The sequence below is a fragment of the Halothiobacillus sp. DCM-1 genome (assembly GCF_045689735.1).
Classification (GTDB): domain Bacteria; phylum Pseudomonadota; class Gammaproteobacteria; order Halothiobacillales; family Halothiobacillaceae; genus Halothiobacillus.
Window position 1 is genome coordinate 448,352 of record NZ_CP142685.1, and the last position, 25,494, is coordinate 473,845.

Below are 25,494 nucleotides of genomic sequence, written 5' to 3' on the forward strand. Positions count from 1 at the left end.
TGCGCGCCCGTTTTGGGCGTATTTGCCGCAAGGCGTGTGGATAAGGAGAAACAGTGATGAGTACGGTAACTTTTCTGGGGAATCCCGTTCAGGTGGCTGGCCGCTTGCCGGTGGTTGGGCAGGCGGCGCCGGCGTTTACGCTCACCAATGCGGATTTGAGCGAAGTGTCTCTGGCGGATTTTTCGGGCAAGCCGCTGATCCTGAACATTTTTCCGAGCCTGGATACCCCGACTTGCGCGCAGTCGGTGCGGTCGTTCAATCAGGCGGCCGTTGCCAATCCCCATTTGACGGTGCTGTGCATCTCGGCTGATCTGCCGTTTGCGCAAAGCCGGTTTTGTGGCGCGGAAGGATTGGATCGGGTGATGAATCTCTCGACCTTCCGTCATCCGGAGTTTCTGACGGACTACGGCGTGGCAATCGCCGATTCCGCCCTGCGCGGGCTGGCGGCGCGCGCCGTGGTGGTGCTGGATGCCGCGCACCGGGTGGTGCATGTGGAACTCGTGGCCGAGATCGCCGACGAACCCAACTATGCGGCGGCCTTGGCTGCGTTGGCGTGAGCCGGATCCCCGCACGCCGTCTGGGCATCGACCTCGGCGGCACCAAAATCGAAGTCGCCGTTCTCGATGCCGAGGGCGGCTTTCTTTTTCGTGAGCGCTGCTCGACCCCGCAGGGGGATTATGCCGGCACGATCGAGGCCATCGCCGGGTTGGTCGCCACAGCGGAGCAGGCCGTCGGCCCGGTCGATTCGATCGGCATCGGCACGCCGGGCACCCGCTCCCCGCAAACCGGGTTGATGAAAAACGCCAATTCGGTGGTGCTCAATCAGCGCCCGCTGCAACGCGATCTCGAAGCGCGACTGGGGCGCGGCCTTGTCATGGCCAATGACGCGAATTGTCTGGCCTTGTCGGAAGCCCACGGCGGGGCGGCAGCGGGGGCGCGGACGGTGTTCGGCGTGATTCTCGGCACCGGGGTCGGCGGTGCGCTGGTGGTGGATGGGCAGGTGCTGGCCGGAGCGCATGGCATTGCCGGGGAATGGGGACATAACCCCTTGCCCTGGCCGAGCCCGGCGGAGCTTGCCGTACCGCCCTGTTGGTGCGGCAAAACGGGGTGCCTGGAGACCTGGCTGTCCGGCCCTGGTTTTGCCGCCGATTTTCGGCGCGGCGGCGGAGCGCCGATGCCCGCCGTGGCGATCATCGAGGCGGCCACGGCGGGGGATGCGCAGGCACAGGCGGCGCTCGATCGTTATATCGACCGTCTGGCACGCGGGTTGGCCACCGTCATCAACCTGTTCGACCCCGAAGTGATCGTCCTCGGTGGTGGCCTGTCGAATGTGGCGGCGCTTTATGCGGCGGTGCCCGCACGCTGGCAGGACTGGGTGTTTTCCGACCCGATTCAAACCCGCCTGGTGCCCCCGCGTTTTGGCGATTCCTCCGGGGTGCGCGGGGCGGCCTTTCTTCCGGAATTTGGCCAATGACGGCAGCGCTGATTTTTCTGCTGACGCTCGCGCTGGTGCTCTGGCAGCCGAAGATCGGCCGCTGGCGACTCGGGATTGGCTGGAGCGCTACCTTGGGCGCGGCGGCGGCGCTGGGGTTCGGGGTGATGCAATGGCAGGACATTCCGGTGGTCTGGGGGATCGTCTGGAATGCCACCTTCACCTTCATCGCGCTGATCGTCATCAGTCTGTTACTCGACGAAGCCGGGTTTTTCACCTATATCGCCGTGCAGGTGGCGCGGGCGGCGGGCGGGCGGGGGCCGCGGTTGTTCAGCTTTCTGGTGCTCCTGGGGGCGGCGGTCTCGGCGCTGTTCGCCAATGACGGTGCCGCGCTGATTCTGACGCCGATCGTGCTTGGGATTCTGCTGGCACTGCGCTTCACGCCGGCGGCCACCCTGGCCTTCGTGATGGCGGCGGGATTCATCGCAGATACGGCGAGCCTGCCGCTGCCGGTTTCGAATCTCGTGAACATCATCGTGGCGGATTACTTCCACTTGAGTTTTGCGGCCTACACCTCGGTGATGTTGCCGGTAACGCTGGTGGCGGTGCTGGCCTCGCTCGGCGTGTTGTGGGGATACTATCGCGCGGAGATTCCCAGGCAGTATCCGGTGATGGCGCTTGAACCGCCGCAGCGGATGATCCGCGATCGGCGGGTGTTCCGCGCGGGCTGGGCGGTGCTCGGCTGGCTGTTGTTCGGCTTTTTCGTACTTGATGCCTGGGGTGTGCCGGTCAGTGCGGTGGCTGGCGCCGGTGCCTTGGTGCTGCTCGGGCTCGCGCGGCGGGGAAAAATCATCGACACGCAGGCCGTACTCAAACAGGCACCCTGGTCGGTGGTGGTGTTCTCGCTCGGCATGTATCTCGTGGTCTATGGCTTGAGCCATGCGGGGCTGACGGAGCACCTCGCGGATGGGTTCCGCCATCTGGCCGATTACGGGGTTTGGGGTGCCGCCTTGGGGACGGGCGTGACCATGGCGGTACTCTCGGCGGGTCTGAACAACCTGCCTGCGGTATTGATCGGCTCGCTCGCCATCGATGGCAGCGGGGCAACGGGTGCCGTTCAATCGGCCATGGTGTACGCCAACATCATCGGCTGTGACCTGGGCCCGAAATTCACGCCGATCGGTAGTCTTGCAACCTTGCTCTGGCTGCATGTGCTGGCGAGAAAGCATGTGGTGATCGGTTGGGGTTATTACCTGCGCGTGGGTTTGGTGCTGACCACGCCGGTGCTGTTGTTGACGCTGCTGGCGCTGGCCGCGCGGCTGACGCTGGGGGGCTGAGATGGGTTCGGTGTTGTCGGTGAGTTCGCTCAACGAGCTGGCACGGCAAGTGCTCGAAACCGGCATTGGCCGGGTGCAGGTGACCGGCGAGATTCGCGGCTGGACGCGCGCGGCATCCGGACATGTGTATTTCCAGCTCAAGGACGACCGCGCCGAGGTGCGCTGCGCCTTGTTTCGCCCCCACGCGCAGCGCCTGCGCACGCAGTTTGAGAGCGGCGATGCCGTGATCGTGCACGGCACGGTGTCGCTGTATGCCCCGCGCGGTGATTTCCAGCTGATTGCGACCCATCTGGAACCCGCCGGTGATGGCCGTCTGGCGGCATTATTCGAGGCGCTCAAGAAAAAACTCGCCGCAGAAGGGCTGTTCGATGCCGCGCGAAAACGCCCGTTGCCCGCCTGGCCTAAGCATATCGGGGTGATCACCTCGGCGGCGGGGGCGGCGCTGCATGATGTCGAAGTCACCTTGCTGCGGCGACTGCCGTGGCTGCGCATCAGCCTGTGGCCGGTCGCGGTGCAGGGCGAATCTGCGGCGGCGGAGCTGACGGCGGCAGTGGCCAGCGTGACGGCGGGTCAGGTCGATGTGCTGCTGCTGGTGCGCGGCGGTGGCTCGATGAGCGATCTGTGGGCATTCAATGATGAGGCGCTGGTGCGGGCGATTGCCGCCTGCCCTGTGCCGGTCATCAGTGGGGTGGGGCATGAAATCGATTTCACCCTCAGTGATTTCGTCGCCGATGTGCGCGCCGCCACCCCCACGGCTGCGGCCGAGCTGGCGACGCCGATCACCGCGCTCGAATTGCGGGCTCGAACCGATGCGGTGCTTGCCCGCCTCCATCAGCGATTCGACGCGCGTTTTGCGGGACTGAGTCAGCGGGTGGACGAACTCACGCTGCGCCTGCAACGCGGGCTGCGGCATGGGCTGGCGCCGGCAGCGGCTCGCCGGCTCGCCAGCGCGCAGGCTCGGTTGCCGATTGCCTTGGGCAAGCGACTCGCGCCCTACCGTCAACGGCTGGCACAGTGGGAACGCCGGTTGTTACAGGCGCACCCGCGTCAGCGCCTGGCGGCGCAGCGGCAGCGGCAGGATGCCTTGCGCGCCCAACTGGATCGGGCGATGAGTCGGCAGCTTGCCGCATGCCGGCAGCAAGAAACCCGGCTGACGATGCGGCTCGATCCTCGGCATTGGCTCAGCCCGTGGCAGGCAACGGCCAGGCGGCTCGAGGAATCCCCGTCGCGTCTGCTGCGGCAGCTTCTGCAATTGGTGGCCGAGCGGCGGCAACGGGTGGCTGCGCGGGCGGCCATGCTCGATGCGCTGTCCCCGACCCGGGTACTCGAACGGGGCTACAGCGTGGTGCAACGCCCCGACGGACATATCCCCAACGCGGCAGAGCTTGCCGAGGCGTTGGATACCGCCGCGCCCGTGACGCTTTCCCTGCGCTTTGCCGATGGTTCGGTCACGATCGATGCCTTGCCGCCGTCATGAATGATCGGGCGGAATTGACCCAAGCCTTGGATGAAACGCTCGGCGGCCATTGGCGGGTTCGGGCACTGGGGCTCAGTGGCTTTACGGCGACTTACCAGGCCGAGGCCGCAGACGGGACGCGGCTGTTCATCAAGCGGGGGCATGCTGCACAAAAGCCGATGTTGCAGGCGGAAGCCGAAGGGCTGGCGGCCTTGCGCGCGACGCAGACTGTGACTGTGCCCGAGGTCATCGGCCAGAGAGAAATTGGGCAGCGAGAGATCGACCAAGGAAAGACCGGGCAGGGGCTGAGCGCCTCCGGGTACTGGCTCGCGCTCGAATGGCTCGATCTGACCCGCCCCTCGGCCGCCGCAGCGCGGGATTTCGGCACGCAGCTCGCCGCATTGCATGCCATTCCAAGGCCGCAGTTTGGCTGGGGTTCGGCGAATTTTCTCGGCGCGACCCGGCAGGAAAACGCCTGGACAGCCTCTGATGATCCCGCCCAGTGGTGGGCGTTTTTTGCAGAAATCCGGCTCGGCACGCTGGCCGAAGCGCTGGCGCGGCGCGGGGGGGATTCGGCGCTGCTATCCCGCATCGAGGCGGTGCGTGCCGCGCTCGTCGGCTGCACCCGCCCCGCAACGGCGGCGCTGATTCATGGGGATTTATGGTCCGGAAACTGGGCGCAGCGCGCCGATGGCGAGCCCGTGCTGTTCGATCCGGCGGTGAGTGTGAGCGATCCGGTGGCGGAGCTTGCCCTGCTGACCCTGTTCGGCGAGCCGCCCGCTGCGTTCTGGTCTGCGTATCGCGCCGTGCATCCCGAGCCGGTGGATTTTGCCTGGCGCCTGGCGCTGTATCAGCTCTACCACCTGCTCAACCATGTGCTGCTGTTTGGCGCGGGCTACCGGTCGATCGCGGTACAGGCCGCCGAGCGGGTATTGCAGACGGCTTGATGCGGGCAAGGTGATATTTTAAAACTAATCAACGAATTGCGTTGGATTCCCGCTGGGGCATCCCTGCCCCAAGGGGCAGCGCCGATTCAATCAGCGCTGCCTTAATTTTCCGCTAAGTCTGGCTGTTTACTCTGCCCCACAGCGTTCGGCGGTTGGCCGGGCGCGTAACCGTCACTTGAGCAGGAGAAAAACCATGTCTATTCGTACCGTGATGATGGCCGCCGGTGTCGCCGGGTTCGCAACGCTGGCCGGGATGGGGTTGACGCAGGCCAAATCCGCCGCAGACAACGATGCCTTGTCGGCCGCATCGGCGCCGGTTTCACTGGAACAGGCGGTGTCGATCGCCCGGCAGACCGTGCCCGGCGTGCCGTCGAAAGCCCAATGGGAACAGGAAGAAGGCGCGGCGCACTGGTCGGTCGAGATTGTCGATGCGAAGCAGCAGGTGCATGATCTGGCGATCAACGCCACCACCGGCGCGGTCGTGCATCAGGCGCTCGATCAGGCCGATCACGCGGATGACGAGCGGGATTGATCTGCAAAAAAACCGCAGACGCGGGGCGCCGATAAGCTTGCCCCGCCGGATTCCAGCAAAAGGAGCGAGAGATGAATACCGTATCGTTGAAGGCAGAGCCGAACGCGGCCGCTGTCGGAACTTGGGCGATCAAAGTGCCGGTGGTGATCACGCTGGTGTTCTGGCTGATCAAAATGATGGCGACCACCGTGGGGGAAACCGGCGCGGATTATCTGATGCAGAACCTGAATTTCGGCCTGCTGGTGACGACCGGCGTCATGTCGCTGGCTTTGGTCGGCATGCTTTGGGCGCAGTTTTCGGCCAAGCGGTATGTGCCTTGGCGCTACTGGTTGACCGTGGTGCTGGTGAGTGTGGTTGGCACCCTGCTGACCGATAACCTGACCGATCATCTCGGCGTGCCGCTCTGGCTATCCACCCTGGGCTTTTCGCTTGCGCTGATCGCGGCGTTCGCACTTTGGTATGCCGTTGAGCGCACCCTGTCGATTCACAGCATCGCCACGCCGCGCCGGGAAGCGTTTTACTGGGCGACGATCCTGCTGACCTTCGCACTCGGTACGGCGGCGGGTGACTGGTTCGCCGAATCGGTGGGTCTGGGCTTTGCCTGGTCTGCCGTGGCCTTCGGCGGGGCGATTGCGGTGATTACCGTCGGCTACTTCCGCTTTCATTGGAATGCCGTGCTGTCGTTCTGGCTGGCCTACATCCTGACCCGGCCTTTCGGCGCCTCGATGGGCGATCTGCTCTCGCAGCCGGTCGCTGATGGCGGGCTGGGTCTGGGGACGACCGTGACCAGTCTCGGTTTTCTGGCCGCGATCATCCTGCTCGTGGCCTATCTCACGATCAGCCGGCGGGATGCGCCGCGCGCGGGCGACTGAGGGCGAAACCCCATGCGCATCTTGCTGGTGGAAGACGATCGACCGCTGGGCGCGGCGGTGCAGCAGGCGCTGCGGGATGCGGCCTATGCCGTCGATTGGGTGCAGGACGGCGCGACGGCGGTGCTCGCGGCCACGACCGAACCCTATGATCTGTTACTGCTCGATCTCGGACTGCCGCGGCAGGATGGCCTGAGCGTGCTGCAAACGATCCGTCGGCAGAAAACCCCGACCCCCGTCATCATCTTGACCGCGCGCGATGGCGTGGCCGACCGGATCGCCGGGCTCGATGCCGGGGCTGATGACTACCTCATCAAGCCGTTCATGCTCGATGAACTGTTTGCCCGCATCCGCGCCGTGGTGCGCCGCCATCATGGCCATGCCCAGCCGCTCATTGAAACGGCAGATCTCATCCTCGACCCCGCCGCGCGCACCCTCAGCCGCGCCGGGCAAGTCCATCCGCTCACCGCCCGCGAATTCGCCCTGATCCACGCCCTGATGCAGCGGGCGGGTCATGTGTTGTCGCGCGAGGCGCTGGAAACGCATATCTACGGCTGGGATGAGGAGGTTTCGAGCAATTCGGTCGAGGTGCTGATCCACGGCCTGCGCCGCAAACTGGGCAAGGAAGCCATCAAAAATGTGCGCGGACTCGGCTGGATGGTGGCGCCGTGACGCCAAACCGAGCCGCCGTCCGCCCGCCGGGTTCCCTGGTTCGCCGGGTTTCGCGTTCGATCGTGGCGGTCTCGGCGCTGGCCGTGTTGCTGGTGGGCGGGGTCGCCGGGCGCTGGGCGTTCCTTGAGGCGCAGGCGCTGCAGGATGACAACCTGCAGGAAATCGCCAGCCTGATGCAAAACGGCCATCTCCTCCCCCGCCCCGCGATGTCGGTGGCGGCGCAGGCGCAGGCGGCTGAGGTCGATGATGACCTGATCACCGTCGAACCGCTGTGCCAGACGCCGCAGCAAACGGCCTGCCTGCGTGGAATTCCGCCGTCGATGCCGGATGGCTTGCACACCCTGTCCCTCGCCGATCGCCCCGGCAGCAGCCAATGGCGGGTTCTGCTGTTCACCCAGCCGGCCAGCGGGCAGCGCGTGGCCGTGGCGCAGCCGGTGGATTTGCGCAGTGATCTTGCCTGGCACAACACCCTTGGGGTGCTGGTGGCGATGTCCGTGTTGACCCTGCTGCTGGTGGGGGTGATTCCGGCGGTGGTCCGACAAAGTTTTCGCCCCTTGCGGCGGCTGTCGGCCGCTTTATTGCCGCAGGGGGCGAAGCTGCCCTCGGCACCGCCCAAGCCGGAACTCGTCGCGGCGGCACCGCAGGAAATCCTGCCGTTCATCGAAGCCATCGACACCCTGCTCGGGCGGATGCAGGCCAGCCTGACGCAACAGCAGCGCTTTATCGCCGATGCCGCGCATGAGCTGCGCACGCCGCTGGCCGCGCTGATCATTCAGGCGGAAAACCTGGCCTATGGCGAGGCGAACCCCGCGCAGCAAGAGCGATTGCGCGGGCTGGAACAGGGGCTGCTGCGCCTGCGGCAACTGGTGGCGCAACTGCTCGATTTGGCACGGCTTCAGGCGGATGAGGGCGGGGCGGGGACGCCGGTTGCCTTACACCGTCTGGTCGAGCAGGTGCTGGTCGAACTGCATCCGCTGGCTGAATCGCGGCGGATCGATCTCGGGATCGTCGAGCGCACGCCGGTGTGGGTGCGCGACCGGGACGAGCGGCTTCGGCAATTGATTCGCAACGGCCTCGCCAATGCGCTGCAGTACACGCCCACAGGCGGCACGGTGGATGTGCGGGTGATCACGGAGCCCGTCTCCGCAGGTTCTGTTCCTGGGGGGGGTGTTGCTGGGGCGCGTATGGCGGTGGTGTCGATCGACGATACCGGCATCGGCATTCCCGAAGCGGAACTGGGGTCGGTCTGGCAACCCTTCGCCCGGGGCAGCAATGTCACGGAACCGGGCACCGGCCTTGGGTTGGCGATCAGTCAGACCATTGCCCAGAGCTTGGGCGGCGAGATCCGCCTGCACAATCGCCCGGAAGGCGGCGCGCACTTCGAGTACCGTCAGCCCGCCGTGCCCGCGCCGGAGGATGCGCCGAACCGCTGATCGTGAAGGACAGCCGGGCGGGTGGCGATTTCCAGCTCGGTCAACCACTGCATCGCCTGTGCCGGGGTGCTGCCGCACATCGCCGCCTCCGGCTTGAGCCCGACGCAGAACGCCGGGCGCTCGGGGCGACCGAACAGGGCACAGCGATTATCCACGGTGAGTTGCACACAGCGTACGCCCGCTGGCTTGCCCTGCGGCATGCCGGGGATGGGTTGGGTAATCGACGGCGCGATGCAGCAGGCGCCACAGCCGGGTCGGCAATCAAGTGGGCTTGGGTTCATCCTCGGTTTCCTTGGGCGGGCGATGGGGGTGCTGCGCCCGCGCACGACGCAAGACTTCTTCATGTTTACCGCTGACATACAGCGCGTAACTCAACACTTCCGCCACGGCACGGAACAGCGCCGGAGGAATGCTCTCGCCGAGATCGAGCTGCGCCAGCGCCTGCGCCAGAGCCGGGTCTTCGACCAGCGGCACGGCGGCAGCCTGTCCTCGGGCAATGATCTGTTCGGCAACGGCAAACTGGCCGGTGGCGACGACGGTCGGCACCTGTTCCCCGTCGTATTTCAGCGCGATGGCACGGGTCGGGGGGTTATCGGGTTTTTTGCCTGCCATGGTTACACCTTGACGGCGAGCAGCGCCTGCGGCGTGGCAATGGTCGGCGTGAGCCGGTCGCGCGCGCTGGCGGGGGGCGGGCCTGGATAAACCGCCAGATGATCCGGGGTGAACTCGGCAGCCCGCAGGTGTTGATCGAGCCGGGGGAGTTCGGCATTCAGCGCGGTTTGTGTCTCGACCCGGTCGGCATACAGATGGACGCGCAGAGCCTGGCCTTGCAGGCGCAGGCTGCCGTGCAGTGCGCCCAGCCCAGGTAGATCCAGCGCAAAATCGAGGCGCCAGGGGCTATCCCCGGTCGGCGCCTGGGCGGCGGTGTGGTCGGGCTGAACGGTGAGTTGCAGGCGATGGGCTTGTTCCTGCCAGTTCACCGGCACATCGATCAACCAGGCGGGCTGGCCGTTGAGTTGCTGGACGGCCGTGCGCAGTTGGCTGGTTTCGAGCTGGGTTAGCCATTGGTTGACGAGGGTCTGCGTGGCGGTGGGGGTTGCAGGCGCGGGCACGCTGGGCGCGGCGTCGCTCGGGGCGGGACTGGCCGGACTCGGCGCGGTTTGGCGCAGTTGCAGCGCGGCCGTCCGCAGCGCGGCGTGCAGCGTGTGTGGCGGCGCAGCCATCGGCTGGGCTCTGGCGGCCGGGCTGGGCAGGCTGTTGTTCTGGAGCAGGCTGGCAAGGGCATCGGCCAGTTGCGCGGCCGGGCGCGGGGAGGGCGGGGCGGTCGGCGGGTTGGTTTGCGGAGTCTCGCCCAGGGCAAGCAGCGCGCGTTGCAGTACCTTGGGCAGGCTGACGAGGGGCACGGCGGTGGTTTCGGTGGATGCGCGCTCGGCCAGAGGCGCGGACGGTGTGGCAAGGCTTGAGCGGGTGGCGGCGGACGGCTGGCCGGTCGCTTCGCCCGAGGGGTCACCCTGAGCTAGGCGCGGGGTCGCGGTCTGGTTCAGACGCTGTGCCAGTTCGCCGAGCAGCCGGTTGAGCAGGGCGGTGGGTTGAGCCCCGCCCGAGGCGGTGGCTGGCGTCGTCGCCGGTGGATCGGGCTGTAGGCTCAGCACCAGCGGCGGCCCCGGCGTTTGTACCGTCAAACGGATGGCGCTGCCGGTCGTCAGCGGTTGCTGGGTTTGCACGCGCACTTGCCCGCCCGCCAGCGAGAGCAGCGCCTGCCCGGTGTGTTGATTGGCCTCCAGCACGATGGCCGAGAGCACCTGCCCGGTTTTCAGCGGGATGCCGCGCAGTTCGGTGGTGCTGGTGAGCGTCGTCGCGGGATTGATCGACAGACTCATGCGGGTTGCCTCGGCCGTGGGGGATGCGCTACTCGGTGGTGCATCGGCGGTGCCATTGATAAATCAGGTCGAGCGCGGCACGCGGGCTGAGCTCATCCGGTTGGAGCGCGGCGATTTCGCCGATCAGCGGATGCGGTTCCGGCGCGGCAACCGGCGGCTCGGGCAGATCGAACAGACTCAGTTGCGGCGAGGGAGACCGGGCAACCGGCGCTTGCGCTTCGAGTTGTTTGAGCAGTTGCCCCGCCCGCCGAATGGCCTCCTTGGGCAGCCCCGCGAGGGCGGCGACTTTGATGCCGTAGCTCTGGCTTGCCGCACCCGGCTTGACGCTGTGCAGGAAAATCAGCTCGTCCCGGTGGGTGACGGCATCCAGATGCACATTGTGGGCGGTCGGGAAGGATTCGGGCAGTTGGGTCAGCTCGAAATAATGGGTGGCGAACAGGGTGTAGGCGCGGTTGTGCCGCAGCAAATGTTCCGCGACCGCCCAAGCCAGCGCCAGACCATCGAAGGTGGAGGTGCCGCGACCGATTTCGTCGATCAGCACCAGCGACTGCTCGGTGGCGGTGTGCAGAATCTCGGCGGTTTCGGTCATCTCGACCATGAAGGTCGAACGCCCGGAGGCCAGGTCATCCCCGGCGCCAATGCGGGTGAAAATCCGGTCGATGGGGCCGATGCGCGCGGCGCGGGCAGGCACCAGGCTGCCGATATGCGCCAGCAGCACGATCAAGGCTGTTTGCCGCATATAGGTTGATTTTCCGCCCATGTTTGGCCCGGTAATCAGCAGCAAGCGCCGTTCGGGGGAGAGGTCGGTATCGTTGGGGGTAAAGGGCGTGTCCCGCAGGGATTCGATCACCGGATGCCGGCCTTCCTGAATCTCAATGCCTGGCTCATCGCTCAACTCGGGGACGACCCAGCCCCGGCGGTCGGCTTGCGTGGCGAGGCTTTGCAGCGCATCGAGTTGAGCCAGGGCATCGGCGAGCTGTCGCAGTTCGCCTTGTGCGCCCGCCAGCCGGTCGAGGAGCGCCATGAACAACTGCTGCTCTCGTGCCAGGGCGCGATCCCGGGCGGAAAGTACTTTCTGCTCAAAGGCTTGCAACTCTTCGGTGGTGTAGCGCTCGGTCGATTTCAGGGTCTGCCGCCGGATGAATTGCGGCGGCATCGATTCGGCCTGGGCGCGACTCACCTCGAAATAAAATCCGCTGACCCGGTTGTAGGCTACTTTCAGGCTGGCGATGCCGCTTTGATCCCGCGCCCGCGCTTCGAGCGCGCTGAGCGCCTCGTCGGCATGGGTGGAGAGCTGGCGCAGTTCATCGAGTTCGGCATCGAAACCTGGGGCGATGACGCCGCCATCCCGCAGCCAGACCGAGGGCGTGGGTTCCAGCGCCCGGCTGAGCTGATCGAGCACCTCGGGCGGTGCCGCAGCGAGGGTTGCCGCCAGATTCTGCCAACGCGGGGCATCCAGTCGGTTGATCTGCCGGACGAGATCGGGCAGGCGCGCGAGGGTGTCGCGCAGGCCGGATAAATCGCGCGGTCGGGCGCTCCGCAAGACGATCCGGGTGGTGATGCGTTCAATATCGGCGAGGCCGCTCAAGGCGCCCCGGAGTTCGTCGCGCGGGCTGCGGTCGAGCAAGGCGACGATCGCCTGCTGGCGATGGCGCAATTCGACCCGGTCGCGCAGGGGCCGGGCCAGCCAGCTTTTCAGCAGGCGACTGCCGTGTGCGGTGAGGCTGTGGTCGAGCTGGCCGATCAGCGTGGCGGCGCTTTCCGCCCCCTCCGCGCCAGCAAACAGTTCCAGATGGCGGCGGGTGTTGCGGTCGAGCCCGAGGCTGTCCTGTTCCCGCTCGATCCGCAGGCCGGTGAGGTGCGCGGTGGCATTGGCCTGAGTGTAATGGGCAAAATCGAGCAGCAGGGCGGCGGCACCCAGGCAGGGACGATGCGCCTGATCCACGCCAAAGGCGGCGAGATCGTGGATTTGCCAGCGCGCTTTCAGGCTGTCCTCTCCGCGCAGGGGATCGAACTGCCACAGCGGGCGGGCGCGCAGGCGTTGTCCCGACAGACCGAGCGCGCGGGCGGCATCGGGTGATTCCGCCCAGGCTTCTGGCAGCAAGACTTCGCGCGGGTTCAGTCGGGCGAGTGCGCCGGTGAGGTTCGGGGCGGGTACCCGCAGGATGGCGAGATCTCCGGCGGATAAATCCAGATGCGCGAGGGCGAAGGCGTCGGCCTCTGCGGGGTGGTCGACCACATGCCCGCGCGCGCTCAAGGGGGCAATGGCCACGATCCGGCAGCCTTCCCGCTGATCGAGCAGCGCTTCATCGGTGAGTGTGCCGGGTGTGACGATCCGCACGACTTCGCGCCGCATCGGCCCTTTGCCGGTCACTTCCCCCAGTTGTTCGCAAATGGCGACGGATTCGCCCGCCCGAACCAGCCGCGCCAGATAGTTTTCATAGGCATGCACCGGCACCCCGGCCATGGGAATCGGCTGCCCGGCGGATTGCCCGCGGGTGGTGAGGGTCAAATCCAGCAACTGGGCGGCGCGCACGGCGTCGTCGTAAAACAGTTCGTAGAAATCGCCCATCCGGTAAAACAGCAGCGCGTCGGGGTGCGCCTGCTTGCTCGCCCAGTATTGCTGCATCATCGGCGTGTGTTGAGACAGATCGGACATCGGTATGGCGGCCTTTCTGGCGTACAGTGAAGGGGCATAGTGTACGCAAGAACGAGGACAGACATGAGTGGAACCCCAGGGGATTTGATCGAACGGGCGACCCGGCTTGGGCAGGCATTACAGGCGGGGGGCTGGCGCATCACCACGGCAGAATCCTGCACCGGTGGCAGCCTGGCCGCCGCGCTGACCGAGGTGCCCGGCAGTTCGGGCTGGTTCGATTATGGATTCGTCACCTACAGCAACGCGGCCAAAACCGATTTGCTCGGCGTGCCGCCAGTTATTTTCGCCACCGACGGGGCGGTGAGCGCGGCCTGTGTGACCGCGATGACCTTGGGCGCGATGACGCGGGCGAAGGCGCATCTGGCGGTGGCGATCAGTGGGATCGCCGGCCCGGGTGGGGGCACACCCGACAAGCCGGTGGGGACGGTCTGGCTGGCCTTTCGCTGGCGTGCTTCCCTCTCGGTGGCGCCCTTGGCGGCCGAGGTCGAGGTTCAGCGGCTGCAACTGCCGGGGGATCGGGCGGCGGTGCGTGCACAGGCCGTGCAGCAGGCTTTGGATTTTCCCCTGCACTGGCTGAATCGGAATGAATGAACTTATTAGAATAGATTTATATTCAATAGTGATGATTATTTTTCCGGCATGATTTTGTGGTTAATCTGAACCCTGTTTTTCCCGTGGTTATTGTTTTTCATTGTGGATATAAACTGCGCTGCAATTCTTGTGTGGTGCCCGTGGGTGGGTGATTGCAAAAGAAGAGATTAATTTTCTGGTGGTAATCAGGAAATGACATTCAAAAACAGAGCAGGAGAGATTGAATGAAAGACCCTCTGGCCATTGGGCTGTTCGGATTTGCTGTGCCGTTATTTATTTTGTCCGCGATGTTTGCCGGGTATATTCCCATGGCCGGTATCGGGACATTGCTCGCCATGGCATTAGGCTTTGGCGGTGCGGCGATGTTCGTGGGTGGTGTGCTGACATTCCAGATCGGTAATTCGTATGTGGCCACTGCATTTTTTACCTATGGTGCCTTTTTTGTAACTTTGGCCTTGGCGGGGAATAGTGGTGCCCTCGTGGCAACGATGAAAGACGCGCCCCAATTGCTCAGTGTCTGGTATTACCTGATGGCAGTCATTACCGCCATTTTCTGGCTGCCGGCATTCCGGTTGAATATCGGCCTGGTATTGATGTTTGGTGCGCTCATGCTGGGATTCATTATGCTGGGCATGGGCAGTACCCATAATGGCGCGCTGCTGTTATTGATTACTTCGGGCCTTGGTTTCTATTTGGGCGCGGTGCATGTGATCAACCCCGTGGTTGGCCGGGCGTTGTTGCCTGTGGGTAGCCTGGCGAAAAAGGCGTAATGGCTTTGACAGACGCCAGCGTCCGCATGATCCCTGCCTGACACTCCTCCGTCGGTAGGTTTTGCCTCGGGTGTGTCGCATCCGGGGCATTTTTATTGCGTGAAATCCCTCAGTGATTCCGTGATTTGACGTGGTTTTGCATAGAATGAATTATAGATAATCAAGCTAATCAGTAGGTTATATTCTGGCATGCTTACTGCTGCCTCTTCGGTTCAATTTTTCAGCCGGAGGAGGCGTCATGCGTGTCATGAATCATCAATCATCGGTGCTTGGCGGGTTGTTGGCGGGTGTGCTGGTGACGGTGCCGCTGACCAGTTGGTGCTGTGCGACCTGTGGTTGTACCTTGCAGACCGATGCCGCGATGGGACAGTCGAATGCGCCGGGTTTTTCGGTCGGTTTGCAGTATGACTACATCAACCAGAACCAGTTGCGTCATGGCTCGTCATCCATTGATCCGACGGCGGTGGCAGGCATCCCCGATCAGGAAGTGGAACATCAGACCATCAACCATTACACGACGCTGACGCTCGATTACGCGCCGAATGAGGATTGGCGTTTTCGACTGGCATTGCCGTGGATCAGCCGTGATCACACGACCTACAGTGCCAATCCGACGCTGCCGCTCTCGCCCGATCAGCTCAGCCGCGCGCAGTTTTCAGCGTTGGGCGATGTCCGGTTGATCGCGCAGTATCAGGGGCTGCTGTTGACGCGCCGTCTGGCGCTCCAGTGGGGGGTGAAGCTGCCGACCGGGCGTTTTGGCGGGCCCGATGCCAGCGGTACGGGCGTGGTCGGTCGCAACCCGGTTTTGTTTGCGGACGGGGGTAATGCCGGGGGCGAGCTGCTGGATACCAGCCTGCAACCGGGCACGGGCAGCACCGATGCGCTGCTGGGTCTGAGTTATACCCAGCCGCTGAATGAAGCGTTCGATGTGTTCGGCAGCGCGCAGTTTCAGGCCGCCTTGTGGCACCGGCTGGATCAGTCGGGAGCGGGTTACCGTCCGGGGAATCAGGTCAATCTGAGCGTGGGGGCGCGCTACGAAGCCAACCTGCGTTTCGTGCCGCAGATCCAGTTGAATTTGAGCCATAAAGCGGCGGATCAGGGGGCGCTGGCCGATACGGACAACACCCGGGGTACGGTGCTGTATTTGAGTCCCGGCGTGAGCGTGGCGCTGGCGAAACAACTCCAGATTTATGGCTTCATCCAGGTGCCGGTGGCCAGTCAGTTGAGTGGCTATCAACTCGCGCCGCGCTGGACCGCGACGGTCGGCGCGGGTTATTCGTTCTGAGCCCGCTTGCGGCGAGCGTCAGCCCAGCCGCCCCCACAGATTGCGCCAGCCCGGCAGGGCGCGGGCACCCGCGCCGGTATCGAGCCGGATTCTTGAACGCCAGCCTGCGGGCAGGCTGGCCAAGCATTGCTCGACCGTGCGAAGCGCCTGTTGCCAGCCCGCAAAATCGCCTTCGAGCAGGGCGTAGGCGGGTTCCGTCCAGACGAGGTGCAAGGGGCTCTCCGGGTTCTGCTGGATGGCTTCGATGAGGGATTCGATCGCGCGGCTGTCGATCAGTTGACTTCGACCCGGCCAGCAACCGGCGAGACTCGGTAGATCCGTGAACAGCGTGCCCGCGCCGGGGGTGGCCGCTGGGTTCACCGTGGCCGGGAAGGGGCTGCGCGCCCAGAGCCACAGGCTGTTCATCTCCGGTTGCCCGCGCCGGGCGCGCTCGGCATTGACCGGGTGACTGTAGAGCCACATTTGCAGTTCGGTGAGCCAGCGGCGCAGCGCGCGCCGTTCATCCCCCTCGAAGAAGCTCTGGGCGCTGCGATTGAGTGCCTCGCCCAGTGGCGGCAATGCCGCGTCGCCCAGTGGGCTGTCCGGCGGGATCGCGAGATACCATCGACCACTCGGGGCGGTGAGCAGATGCAGCGCATCCTCGGCCAGAAAGGCGCGTAAATCGGTTTCGAATGCCCTGCGTTCGTCGGGCGTCAGTGCCAGAAACCGCTCACCTAATACCACGGCCGTGTCGATGCCCGCCTGCAGATGAACCGGATGCAAAAACGCGAGCGAGCTGCCGGTCGGCAGTGTGGCGGTGGGCGCGGTGGCCAACGCGGGCTGTGACTGACATTCGGCCAGCCAGGCGGCGCTGGCACGGACGACGGTGCCGGGCAGCAGACGAGCCTGCGCGTCCTGAGCCGGGTCGTTGCGCACCGCCGAGGGGGGGTGCCGTTGTAACCAACGGTTCAGCCAAGGGGTCTCTTCCGGTCGGAGCCAGGTCGCGCCCTCTTCGTCGGGGGGCGGGTTGAGCCCCGGAATGAAGCAATCCAGTACAGGGCTCATGCGGGGTAGGGCGGCTCGATCAGCTCGGCCGGTAACTGGTTGTTCAAGCCCATGAATTGCCAGGCGCCCCGCTGGAAGCCCAGGCTCAACAGGGCGGCCAGTTCGGTTTGAAAATGGCGGATGCTCTGCAAGGGGGCCTGGCTGGCATGGGCGGCGGCGGCGCGCATGACCACCGCGTGCGCGACGATCAGCAGATGCTTCCCCTCGGCTGCGCGGGCGTGCCGTTCCAGCGCGGTGGTGACGCGGGTATAGAAGGCGTCCATCGGTTCCGCGCCGGGCGGGCGGCCCTGAACCGGGTCGGCCTTGAAGGCACGGTATTGCTCAGGGAAGCGTTCGGGGATTTCGTGGTGGGCATGGCCTTCCCACACGCCGAAGCCGATTTCGCGCAGGTCGGGCTCGATCACGAGCGGCAGGCCGCGCTCTTCGGCGAGGGCTTCGGCAAATGCGCGGCAGCGGGTCATCGGCGAACTGATGATCGCATCCCAGGTATCCGTGCCCCGGCTGTGGCAGTCGGCAACGCGGGCGCGCAGTTGTGCCCAGCCCAGGGGGCTGAGCGGGTCATCGACCTGATCGCCGCGATAGCGTTTGCCGCCCTCGGGCGCGCCGTGGCGCAACAGGTCGATCTGGCAGCCGGTCGTCGTCATCGCAGCCATCCATTCAGGGTGAACAGCGCAATCAGGCCAAGGCCGAGGATGACGACGCGCAGCACGATGGCGCTGGCCGCTTTCACCCAACGCGCCTGGTCGATCAGGCAGGAGGGCGTGTCGCCACAGTCATCGGCACGGGTGAGTTCCAGCGCGGCATGGCCGACGCGGCCGATCAGCGCGGCATTGGCTGCGGGCAGGGGCTGCTCGGGCACGGCGGGATCGAGCCAGGCATCCAGCCCCCGGTTGAAGCCGCCAGCGAGCAGCAGCAGGGCGGCGTACAGGCGGGCGGGTAGCCAGTCGAACAGCCCTTTGAACCACCGATAGGGCGCGGCGGCGGGGTGATCATTGCTGGCCTGCCATTCGATCAGCCGGTACAGCAGGGCGACGACGATGCCCCCCACGGCAAACCAGAACAGCACGGCGAACCATTCGGCAAAGCCCAGCACGATGATGCGCTCGGCGAGTTGCTGATCATTGGTGCGGGCGCGGGGCAGGCCGAGTTCGATCGAGCAGGCATCGGCGGCGGATTCATCGGCGTTCAGGCAGGCTTGGGCGAGTTCGCTGCTGCGGCGTTCGGCCTGCTGGGGCGCCACGAGGAGCAATAACAACCCGAGACTGACGGTGCCCATCAGAATCAAACCGAAGCCCTGCGCGGGGAAACTGTAGAGCAGGAGCCCGAGCAGCAAGGGCAGGCCAAACACGATCAGCGCGGCGGCGACCGGCGCCGGCAGCGTCTGGCTCAGGCGATCGTTCAGTCGGGCAAGCCCCCGGCGGCAGCGTTGCTCGGCGCGCCAGTGCGCCAGCGGCGAGAAAAACCGTTCGAGCACGAAGACGATGAGGGCGATGAAAAGCGTCATGGGGTCAGTTCCGAAGTAAACCGTGGGCGGGATCAGGCAATCGCCAGACCCTCGGGCAGGCGACTGGCCAGGCGTCCCCAATTGAATGCGGGGCCGGGGTCGGTTTTACGACCCGGGGCGATGTGTTCGTGTCCCCGAACGGCGGCGAGGCTCGGGTAGCGTTGTTTGAGGGCGTGCAGCACCGCGTCGAGCGTGTCGTATTGCACGGCAGTGTAAGCCAGCGTGTCGGTGCCTTCCAGCTCGATGCCGATCGAGAAATCGTTGCAGCGGGTTCGGTCGCCGAAGCGGGATTCCCCCGCATGCCAGGCGCGCCGGGTGAACGGCACGAACTGAATCATCCCGCCATCGCGGCGAATCAGCAGGTGCGCGCTGACCTTGAGGGCGGCAATCCCGGCGTAGTAGGGGTGCGCGTTCGGGTCGAGCCGGCTGGTGAACAGTGCTTCGATGCCGTCGCCGCCGAATTCGCCGGGGGGCAGCGAAATGCCATGCAGCACGATCAGGCTGAGATCGCGCTCATCCGGCCGGTCGTCACAAAACGGCGAGGGCACGAAGCGCACGCCGCTCAAGGTTTCGGTTTTCGGATCCACGATCATGTCAGCATCCTCCGGCGATCGACCCGCGATGGGGTGGGTACATTCTAGCGGGCAGAGTCCGTACAATCCTGTCACCGTCCAAATTCCCGTTACCGCAAAAATTCAGAGAGTAGCAGATGAGCGATGACACGCCCCGCGCGCGCGGTGAAGCCATTTTATCGGTTCTGAATCCCGATTCTGCCGCCGCGCAGCAGGCCGCTTTGGCGGAGATCGCGCCGGAGGTCAGTGCCTGGGTGACGGAATTTGCCTACGGCACGGTCTATGCGCGCCCTGGCCTGGGGCTCAAAGAACGGGAACTGGTGACGGTCGCGGCGCTGGCGGCCATGGGGCATACCCCGGCACAGTTGCGGGCGCATCTGCGCGCGGCGCGGCGGGCGGGCTGGTCGCAGGCGGAGCTGATCGAGGCGTTGATGCAGCTCACGGTGTATGCGGGCTTTCCCGCCGCCATCAATGCCCTGATGATCGCCCGGGCAGAATTTGCCGAGGAAGCCCAGCCGTGAGAGCCGATGCGGTTCCCGAGCTCGATCCTCTCCGCTTTCCGTTTGAAGGCTGCCAACTGATCGAAGCCAGTGCGGGCACGGGCAAAACCTTCACCATCGCGCTGCTGTATGTGCGGGCGATTCTTGGTCATGGCATCGCGCCGTTGATTCCGCGCGATATTCTGGTCACCACCTTCACCGAGCTGGCGGCGGATGAACTCAAATCCCGCATTCGGGCGCGATTGGTGCAGGCGGCGCGGTATTTTTCCGGCGAGGAGACGCCCAACGATACGGCGATGGCCGACTTGCTCGCGGCCTACCCGCCGGAAGACCGCCCCGCCCAGGTCAACCGCTTGGCGGCGGCGGCCAACCAGATGGACGATGCCGCGATTCACACCATCCATGCCTGGTGCCAGCGCATGTTGCAGGAACATGCGTTCCTCAGCGGGCAGCCATTTACCCTGAGCATTCAGCCGGATTTGCAACCCTGGTTCGACTGGGCGGCGCAGGATTACTGGCGGGCGCAGGTCTATTGGTTGCCGGAACCTCAGGCCGCACTGGCGGCTGAATTGCTCGAAAGCCCGGCGAAGCTGATCGAACGGTTGCGCGCGGTGATCCAGCATGAAAACGAGTCGATCCTGAGCCCCGATGAACCCGCCGAGATGGCGCACTGGCTCGATGAGTTGCTGGCGATTCGTCAGGCCGCCGCGTTGGCGGAGCAATCCGCCAAGGCGTGCTGGCAGCAGGAACGGGCGAGCGTGGTGGCCGCCTTCGATGCGGTGGTTGAACAACTCCATGGCACAACCCATCGAGGTATGCGCGAGGATATCCGGGCGGGGCGATGGCAAGCGGTTGATGACTGGGCGGCTGGCATGGCGCCACTGCCAGCGAACTGGGTCAAGCTGTTTTCCGGTCCAGCAATGAAGCAACGCGCCACGCCGCCGGATACCCCCTTCCAGCAGCGGCTGCGGGACTGGCAGGCGAGCACAGAGGCCAGCGAGAGGGCGAAGACGGCGAGTCAAACCGCGCTGCTTATCCACGCCGCGCACTGGATGCGCCAGCGCATGGCCGAGCTGAAGCGGCAGGCGCGGGTGGCCAGTTTCGATGATCTTTTGATTGCGCTGGATCGGGCGCTGGCGGGCGAGTGGGGGGAGCGGTTGGCCCACACGATCGCGGATCGGTATCCGCTGGCCATGATCGATGAATTCCAGGATACCGATGGCCTGCAACTGGCGTTGTTCGATCGAATCTTCCGTATCACGGACGCGGCTGCCTCGACGAAACCCGCGCTGGTGCTGATCGGGGACCCGAAACAGTCGATTTACCGCTTCCGCTATGCTGATCTTGCCAGCTATCTTCGTGCCCGCCACGCCGCGCGCCAGATTCATACCCTGAAAGATAACTACCGCAGCACGCCGCGCCTGATTACGGCGGTCAATCACCTGTTCGACACGGCCATCGCGCAGAATCCGGATCTGTTCGGTGAGGGCAGCGGCATTCCGTTTATTCCGGTGATGGCCAAAGGCACGCCACCGCATTTGGCTCGTTGGGATGCGGCCACGCAGGCTTGGGTCACGCCGCCGCCGATGCAGCTCCTCGCTAAGGCGTATGCCGCCCCCGAGGATTTGACCAGCACAAAGGAATTCATTGAAGAACTGGCGCAGGCCACGGCGAGGCAAATCGCCGATTGGCTGGTGGCGGCGCAGGTGGGGCAGGCCGGTTGGCTGGCGGCTGATGGTGGGGCGTTGCTGCGCCCCCTAGCACCGCAGGATGTCGCCATTCTGGTGGCGGATCGGCATGAGGCGCAGGCGATGCGCCGCGCGTTGCAGGCCGTCGGGGTGGCGAGTGTGTACCGCTCGGATCGGCGCCAGTTGTTCCAGACGGCGCAAGCCCGGGATTTCTGGCACTGGTTGAATGCCATGGCGGAGCCCAATCGACCCGGCTTCCTTAAAATTGCCCTGGCGACCGCCAGTTTTGCGCGCCGTCTCGACGAGCTGGAGGCGCTGCGGGATGAATCCGCGTTCGCCGCGTTGATTGAGGCTTTCGTGCGCTACCGCGAACTTTGGCAGCGGCAGGGCATTCTGGCTGCGGTGTATCAGCTCTTGCATGATTTCGATATTCCGGCTCGGCTGTTGTCTGCCGAGTCCGGCGAGGATGGCGGCGCGCGCCGTCTGACCAATCTGCTGCATCTGGCCGACTGGGCACAGGCCGCGCAGGCCAACCGCCCCGGTATCGAATCCCTGCGCCATGGGTATGCCGTGGCGCTGACCTCGGGCGAGACCGAGCAGGAGCTGCAACTCGATCAGGATGCTGCCTTGGTGCAGATCATGACCATTCATGCCAGCAAGGGCTTGCAATTTCCGCTGGTGTTTCTGCCCTTTCTGCCAAAGCTTGGGTTGCCGCGAGCCAACATGTCCGGTGGCCGCTCGGCCTTGCGGCTGGCCGATCAGGGGTGGTTGCTCTCGCCGGATCAAGCGGCGCTGGCGACAGAGCAGCGTGCCCAGCTCGATGACGCCGTCCGGCAGGCGTATGTGGCCTTGACGCGCGCGGAATCGGCCTGTGTGCTGGGCGTCGGTTTGCTGCGGGTTGGCACAGCCAAAGCGGTGAACCGCAGCCAATCGGCACTCGGCAGGATTCTCGGGCTCGTGGATGGCTGCCCCAAGGAGAATCCGCAGGTGCTGGCGCGTTATGACGAGGTTCTCGCGCGTCTGTATGGCGTCGAGGGGATCAGTCTGTCGTGGTTGACCGCGCCATTGCCGGCGGTGCGTTTCACGCCCGCGTCTTCGCCGGCCTTGGCGCCTGCCCGGAGCGCCGTCGCGCGCGCGCGCAGCCGCTGGCGCATCGCCAGCTATTCGCAACTGGTGGATGCCGCAGGCAACCAGGCACCGGAAACGCCGCAGGAAAACCGCATCCGTGAACTGGAAGAAACCGGCGCGCTCTGGCCGGCGCTGCCCGCAGACGCGCCGCCCCTGACGCATCCTTTGAGCCTGGCGCTACAGAATCTGCCGCGCGGAGCGGCATTCGGCACGCAGATGCACGCGGTACTCGAAGCGGCGGGGCGGCAGGGCTTCGCGCGAATCGCTGGCGATCCCTCCGCCCGGGCGGCCTTGCTCGATCGGGTGCTGCCTGATCATGCACTGGCCGGGGCGCTGGGCAGCACGCCCCGGCTCTGGGCGGATTGGCTGCAGGCGATTCTGGATACGCCGTTGCAGATCGATCCGCCCGTTTCGCTCGGCAGGCTGAGCCACTACCGGCTGGAACTGGAATTCTGGCTGCCGGTCGATGCGCTGGATGTGGCGCAGTTCGACGCTTGGGTGACGGCGGCGGTTTTCCCCGGCGAACCGCGCCCGGCGCTGACCTCTGATCAGTTGCAGGGGGTGCTCAAAGGCTTTATCGACCTGGTGTTCGAAGCGGACGGCCGTTATTTCGTGCTCGATTACAAATCCAATGTCCTGCCGGAGTACGGCTCCGCGCAGTGCACGGCGGCCATGCTCGAACACCGCTACGATGTGCAGCTCGTGATTTATCTGGCCGCGCTGCATCGGCACCTCGCGGATCGCTTGCCGGACTATGCGCCCGCGCGGCACCTCGGCGGGGCGGTGTACTGGTTCACCCGAGGCGTGGCCGAAGAAGGGGCGGGGCAATGCCTCGTACCGCCGCCGCTGGCTTTGCTCAATGCGCTCGACCCCTGCTGGGATGGCCAGCGCCTGGAGGCGGTGTCATGACTGCTGGCCTGCAACCGGATTTGTTCGATCCGCGCCCCGCACCGCTGGAGTGGGGCGAGCCCATGCTACAGACGCTGCTCGCTACCTGGGTCGCGCAGGGGCAGTTACGCCCCGTCGATGCGCAACTCGCGGACTGGTTACGGCGGCAAGTGCCTGCGGCACCACCCTTGCTGCGGTTGTTGCTGGTGCTGGCGAGCCAGCAGGCGGGCGCTGGGCAGGTCTGTCTGGCGCGGCGCGATCTGGCTGAGTGGGCGTCGTTGTTGCCTGATCGTCGCGACCTGCCCACGGATTACCCGCACATGGAGGATGGGTCAACAAATGGGCGCCTCGAAAAATCGTCACGAGCGGACGGAGTGCAAGGAGTCCCGCAGCGAATCCCCGAGACATATCAAGTGGATAGGCGAGGGCTGAGCGAGGAAACGACGCCGCAATCTGTTCGCGCAGTAGGTTTTTCGAGGTGCCCAAATGATGAGCCGAGGGCAAATCTGCCCTCTTCGGCCGAGGTACTACGCCGTCTGGAACAGGCATGGTCATCGTTACTGGCATCTACGCCCGCCCTCGTGAGCGCGGCAGCGGAGGAGGCGAGTACCACGCCGTTTGTCTGGGACGGGGACTTCCTCTACCTGCGTCGTTTCTGGCGGCTGGAACACACCTTGGCCGAGCGCCTGCGCGGCTTGCTCGGCTGGCAAATGACTGACGCAGTGGCGCCGCGCGTGCGCCACTGGTTGACGCAGCTGTTTCCCACGGCGGATGCGCGAACCCTCGACCAGCAACGAGCCTGTGCTCTGGCGCTCGGGCAGCGCTTGACCGTCATCATGGGTGGGCCGGGTACCGGAAAAACCACCACGGTGCTCAAGCTGCTGATTCTGCTGCAAGCGATGGCGATTCAGTCTGGCGAGCCCCCCTTGCGCATCGCCCTGTCCGCGCCGACGGGCAAGGCAGCGGCACGCCTGCGGGAATCAGTGGCCGGACAAATGGCTCCCCTGCTGGCGTCATTTCAGGCGAGTCTGACGGCTGATCTTCCGGCCGATTTCAACCAGTTGGCGCAGTCCCTGCCGGGAACGGTGACCACCCTGCATCGCCTGCTCGGGCTCAAGCCCAATCGCCCGCCGGACTTCGATGCCGGTCACCCGCTGCCCGTCGATGTGCTGGTCATCGACGAAGCCTCGATGATCGGCGCAGGGCTGATGGCTCATGCGTTGGCGGCACTGGCACCGACGACCCGCTTGATTCTGCTGGGGGATGCCGGGCAGTTGTCCTCCGTGGAACCCGGCGCGGTGCTGGGCGATATCGCGGCGGCAGTCGCGGGGCAGGGATATCACCCGATCACGCAGAACTGGCTTGCGGCCTGCACCGGCGTGGCGATATCGCCGGAGGTGCGGGACGAAGTCGCCGGAACGCCGGGTTTGGCCGATGCCTGCCTGACGCTGCGCTACAGCCATCGGTTCGGCGCCGACAGCGCCTTGGGGCAGCTTGCAGCCGCCGTCAATGCGGGCGATGCCGCCGAGGCGCTGGCCTGGTTCGGACGGGGTGAGACTCTGAGCTGGCGCAGCGATGATGCCGGGCGGCATGAACTGTTCGCCTTAGCCGAGGCGGAAATTGCCCCCTGGCTGCGGCGCGCGGCGGTCGGCTGCCCGGCAGGGCAACCGGCGGATGACTGGGCGCGGGGCTTGTTCGCGGCGATGCGGCAGATGCAAATCCTGTGCGCGCTGCGCGGGGGTGCGCACGGCGTGGAAGGGGTCAACGACAGCCTGACCGGCTATTTTGCGCGACGGCGCGTGATTGCACTGCCGCGACAAGATCGCTGGTTTGCCGGACGGCCGATTCTGGTGACCCAGAACGAGCCTGCCTTGGGATTGGCCAATGGCGATGTCGGTTTGATTCTGGTCGAACCGGACCGCGGTGCCCGCTGCGCGGTGTTCTATGACGAAGGCGCGGATTGCGTGCGCTGGTTGAATCCGCAGCGCTTGCCGACAGTGGAAACCGCTTTCGCGCTGACGGTGCACAAGGCTCAGGGTTCCGAATATGCCCACAGTGTGCTGATTCTGCCGCCAACGATGACGCCGGTATTGACCCGCGAGCTGATCTACACCGCCCTGACCCGCGCCCAGCAGCGCTTCACCCTGCTCGCCGCCGATGCGCGCGGGCGCGGCGTATTTGCCGAAGCGCTGAACCGGCAGGTGCGTCGCAGCGGCCAATTGGCGGCGAGATTGGCGACAGGCTAGGGTTTCCGCTGCGACAGGGCTTACTGAATCAATCCAGGGAGGGACGGATTCAGTGTTTTCT

23 protein-coding genes are annotated in these 25,494 nt (G+C 65.3%); 15 read left to right on the plus strand and 8 right to left on the minus strand.

Annotated features, from left to right (window positions below):
• The first annotated feature begins 56 nt into the window (after nucleotides 1-56).
• From tpx to VOI35_RS02210, 9 genes are all read left to right on the plus strand, one after another.
• Complete coding sequence (gene tpx, locus VOI35_RS02170; RefSeq protein ID WP_407276265.1) at nucleotides 57-557, plus strand: thiol peroxidase; 501 nt, start codon at nucleotides 57-59, stop codon at nucleotides 555-557.
• Nucleotides 554-1,474 (plus strand): ROK family protein, encoded by a 921-nt coding sequence (locus VOI35_RS02175; protein ID WP_407276266.1) that lies wholly within the window; start codon nucleotides 554-556, stop codon nucleotides 1,472-1,474. The genes tpx and VOI35_RS02175 overlap by 4 nt, the downstream gene beginning before the upstream one ends.
• Nucleotides 1,471-2,769 carry an arsenic transporter gene (locus VOI35_RS02180; RefSeq protein ID WP_407276267.1) on the plus strand — a complete coding sequence of 433 codons (1,299 nt, stop codon included), beginning with the start codon at nucleotides 1,471-1,473 and terminating at the stop codon, nucleotides 2,767-2,769. Before VOI35_RS02175 ends, VOI35_RS02180 begins: the two co-directional genes overlap by 4 nt.
• A gap of 1 nt (nucleotide 2,770) precedes the next feature.
• On the plus strand, nucleotides 2,771-4,246 hold the full coding sequence (xseA, locus tag VOI35_RS02185) for an exodeoxyribonuclease VII large subunit (protein ID WP_407276268.1): 1,476 nt from the start codon (nucleotides 2,771-2,773) through the stop codon (nucleotides 4,244-4,246).
• Nucleotides 4,243-5,172: a fructosamine kinase family protein gene (locus VOI35_RS02190; protein WP_407276269.1), complete on the plus strand. Its 930-nt coding sequence runs from the start codon at nucleotides 4,243-4,245 to the stop codon at nucleotides 5,170-5,172. The genes xseA and VOI35_RS02190 overlap by 4 nt, the downstream gene beginning before the upstream one ends.
• A 193-nt stretch (nucleotides 5,173-5,365) precedes the next feature.
• Nucleotides 5,366-5,704, plus strand: coding sequence for a PepSY domain-containing protein (locus VOI35_RS02195; protein WP_407276270.1), 339 nt, complete (start codon nucleotides 5,366-5,368; stop codon nucleotides 5,702-5,704).
• A gap of 71 nt (nucleotides 5,705-5,775) precedes the next feature.
• A complete protein-coding gene (locus tag VOI35_RS02200) occupies nucleotides 5,776-6,576 on the plus strand; it encodes a hypothetical protein (RefSeq protein WP_407276271.1) in 801 nt (266 codons plus the stop codon).
• Nucleotides 6,577-6,588: 12 nt separating this feature from the next.
• Complete coding sequence (locus VOI35_RS02205) at nucleotides 6,589-7,245, plus strand: response regulator (RefSeq protein WP_407276272.1); 657 nt, start codon at nucleotides 6,589-6,591, stop codon at nucleotides 7,243-7,245.
• A complete protein-coding gene (locus VOI35_RS02210) occupies nucleotides 7,242-8,678 on the plus strand; it encodes a sensor histidine kinase (protein ID WP_407276273.1) in 1,437 nt (478 codons plus the stop codon). Before VOI35_RS02205 ends, VOI35_RS02210 begins: the two co-directional genes overlap by 4 nt.
• Here VOI35_RS02210 and VOI35_RS02215 read toward each other — a convergent pair.
• The 4 genes from VOI35_RS02215 to mutS are packed head-to-tail and all read right to left on the minus strand — an operon-like array spanning nucleotide 8,636 to nucleotide 13,217.
• Nucleotides 8,636-8,959, minus strand: a complete 324-nt coding sequence (locus VOI35_RS02215; RefSeq protein ID WP_407276274.1) for a YkgJ family cysteine cluster protein — start codon at nucleotides 8,957-8,959, stop codon at nucleotides 8,636-8,638. The two genes, VOI35_RS02210 and VOI35_RS02215, sit on opposite strands and share 43 nt — an antisense overlap.
• Complete coding sequence (locus VOI35_RS02220) at nucleotides 8,940-9,290, minus strand: EscU/YscU/HrcU family type III secretion system export apparatus switch protein (protein ID WP_407276275.1); 351 nt, start codon at nucleotides 9,288-9,290, stop codon at nucleotides 8,940-8,942. Before VOI35_RS02220 ends, VOI35_RS02215 begins: the two co-directional genes overlap by 20 nt.
• A 2-nt stretch (nucleotides 9,291-9,292) precedes the next feature.
• A complete protein-coding gene (locus tag VOI35_RS02225; RefSeq protein WP_407276276.1) occupies nucleotides 9,293-10,558 on the minus strand; it encodes a flagellar hook-length control protein FliK in 1,266 nt (421 codons plus the stop codon).
• A 28-nt stretch (nucleotides 10,559-10,586) separates the two neighbouring features.
• The gene (gene mutS / locus VOI35_RS02230; RefSeq protein WP_407276277.1) at nucleotides 10,587-13,217 is read right to left on the minus strand and encodes a DNA mismatch repair protein MutS; all 2,631 of its coding nucleotides are present in this window, start codon (nucleotides 13,215-13,217) and stop codon (nucleotides 10,587-10,589) included.
• A gap of 63 nt (nucleotides 13,218-13,280) precedes the next feature.
• Between mutS and VOI35_RS02235 the strand changes: the two genes are divergently transcribed.
• From VOI35_RS02235 to VOI35_RS02245, 3 genes are all read left to right on the plus strand, one after another.
• On the plus strand, nucleotides 13,281-13,808 hold the full coding sequence (locus tag VOI35_RS02235; protein WP_407276278.1) for a CinA family protein: 528 nt from the start codon (nucleotides 13,281-13,283) through the stop codon (nucleotides 13,806-13,808).
• A gap of 224 nt (nucleotides 13,809-14,032) precedes the next feature.
• Entirely contained in the window at nucleotides 14,033-14,578 is a 546-nt protein-coding gene (locus VOI35_RS02240; RefSeq protein WP_407276279.1) for an acetate uptake transporter, read from the plus strand.
• Between the two features lie 238 nt (nucleotides 14,579-14,816).
• Nucleotides 14,817-15,863 carry a hypothetical protein gene (locus tag VOI35_RS02245; protein WP_407276280.1) on the plus strand — a complete coding sequence of 349 codons (1,047 nt, stop codon included), beginning with the start codon at nucleotides 14,817-14,819 and terminating at the stop codon, nucleotides 15,861-15,863.
• An 18-nt stretch (nucleotides 15,864-15,881) separates the two neighbouring features.
• Here the strand turns inward: VOI35_RS02245 and VOI35_RS02250 are convergent, their stop codons facing one another.
• From VOI35_RS02250 to ampD, 4 genes are read right to left on the minus strand one after another with little or no spacing between them, the layout of a single operon-like run.
• Nucleotides 15,882-16,907, minus strand: a complete 1,026-nt coding sequence (locus VOI35_RS02250; protein WP_407276281.1) for a hypothetical protein — start codon at nucleotides 16,905-16,907, stop codon at nucleotides 15,882-15,884.
• A complete protein-coding gene (locus VOI35_RS02255; protein WP_407276282.1) occupies nucleotides 16,904-17,551 on the minus strand; it encodes a histidine phosphatase family protein in 648 nt (215 codons plus the stop codon). The genes VOI35_RS02250 and VOI35_RS02255 overlap by 4 nt, the downstream gene beginning before the upstream one ends.
• Entirely contained in the window at nucleotides 17,548-18,411 is an 864-nt protein-coding gene (gene ampE, locus VOI35_RS02260) for a regulatory signaling modulator protein AmpE (RefSeq protein WP_407276283.1), read from the minus strand. The genes VOI35_RS02255 and ampE overlap by 4 nt, the downstream gene beginning before the upstream one ends.
• Nucleotides 18,412-18,443: 32 nt before the next feature.
• Entirely contained in the window at nucleotides 18,444-19,004 is a 561-nt protein-coding gene (gene ampD / locus VOI35_RS02265; RefSeq protein WP_407276284.1) for a 1,6-anhydro-N-acetylmuramyl-L-alanine amidase AmpD, read from the minus strand.
• Nucleotides 19,005-19,120: 116 nt separating this feature from the next.
• Here ampD and VOI35_RS02270 point away from each other — a divergent pair, with 116 nt between their 5' ends.
• Genes VOI35_RS02270 through recD form a run of 3 tightly spaced genes read left to right on the plus strand, consistent with a single transcriptional unit; the run spans nucleotide 19,121 to nucleotide 25,433 of the window.
• Nucleotides 19,121-19,504: a carboxymuconolactone decarboxylase family protein gene (locus VOI35_RS02270; protein WP_407276285.1), complete on the plus strand. Its 384-nt coding sequence runs from the start codon at nucleotides 19,121-19,123 to the stop codon at nucleotides 19,502-19,504.
• Nucleotides 19,501-23,208 (plus strand): exodeoxyribonuclease V subunit beta, encoded by a 3,708-nt coding sequence (gene recB, locus VOI35_RS02275; RefSeq protein ID WP_407276286.1) that lies wholly within the window; start codon nucleotides 19,501-19,503, stop codon nucleotides 23,206-23,208. Before VOI35_RS02270 ends, recB begins: the two co-directional genes overlap by 4 nt.
• Nucleotides 23,205-25,433 carry an exodeoxyribonuclease V subunit alpha gene (recD, locus tag VOI35_RS02280; RefSeq protein WP_407276287.1) on the plus strand — a complete coding sequence of 743 codons (2,229 nt, stop codon included), beginning with the start codon at nucleotides 23,205-23,207 and terminating at the stop codon, nucleotides 25,431-25,433. Before recB ends, recD begins: the two co-directional genes overlap by 4 nt.
• Nucleotides 25,434-25,494: the final 61 nt, after the last annotated feature.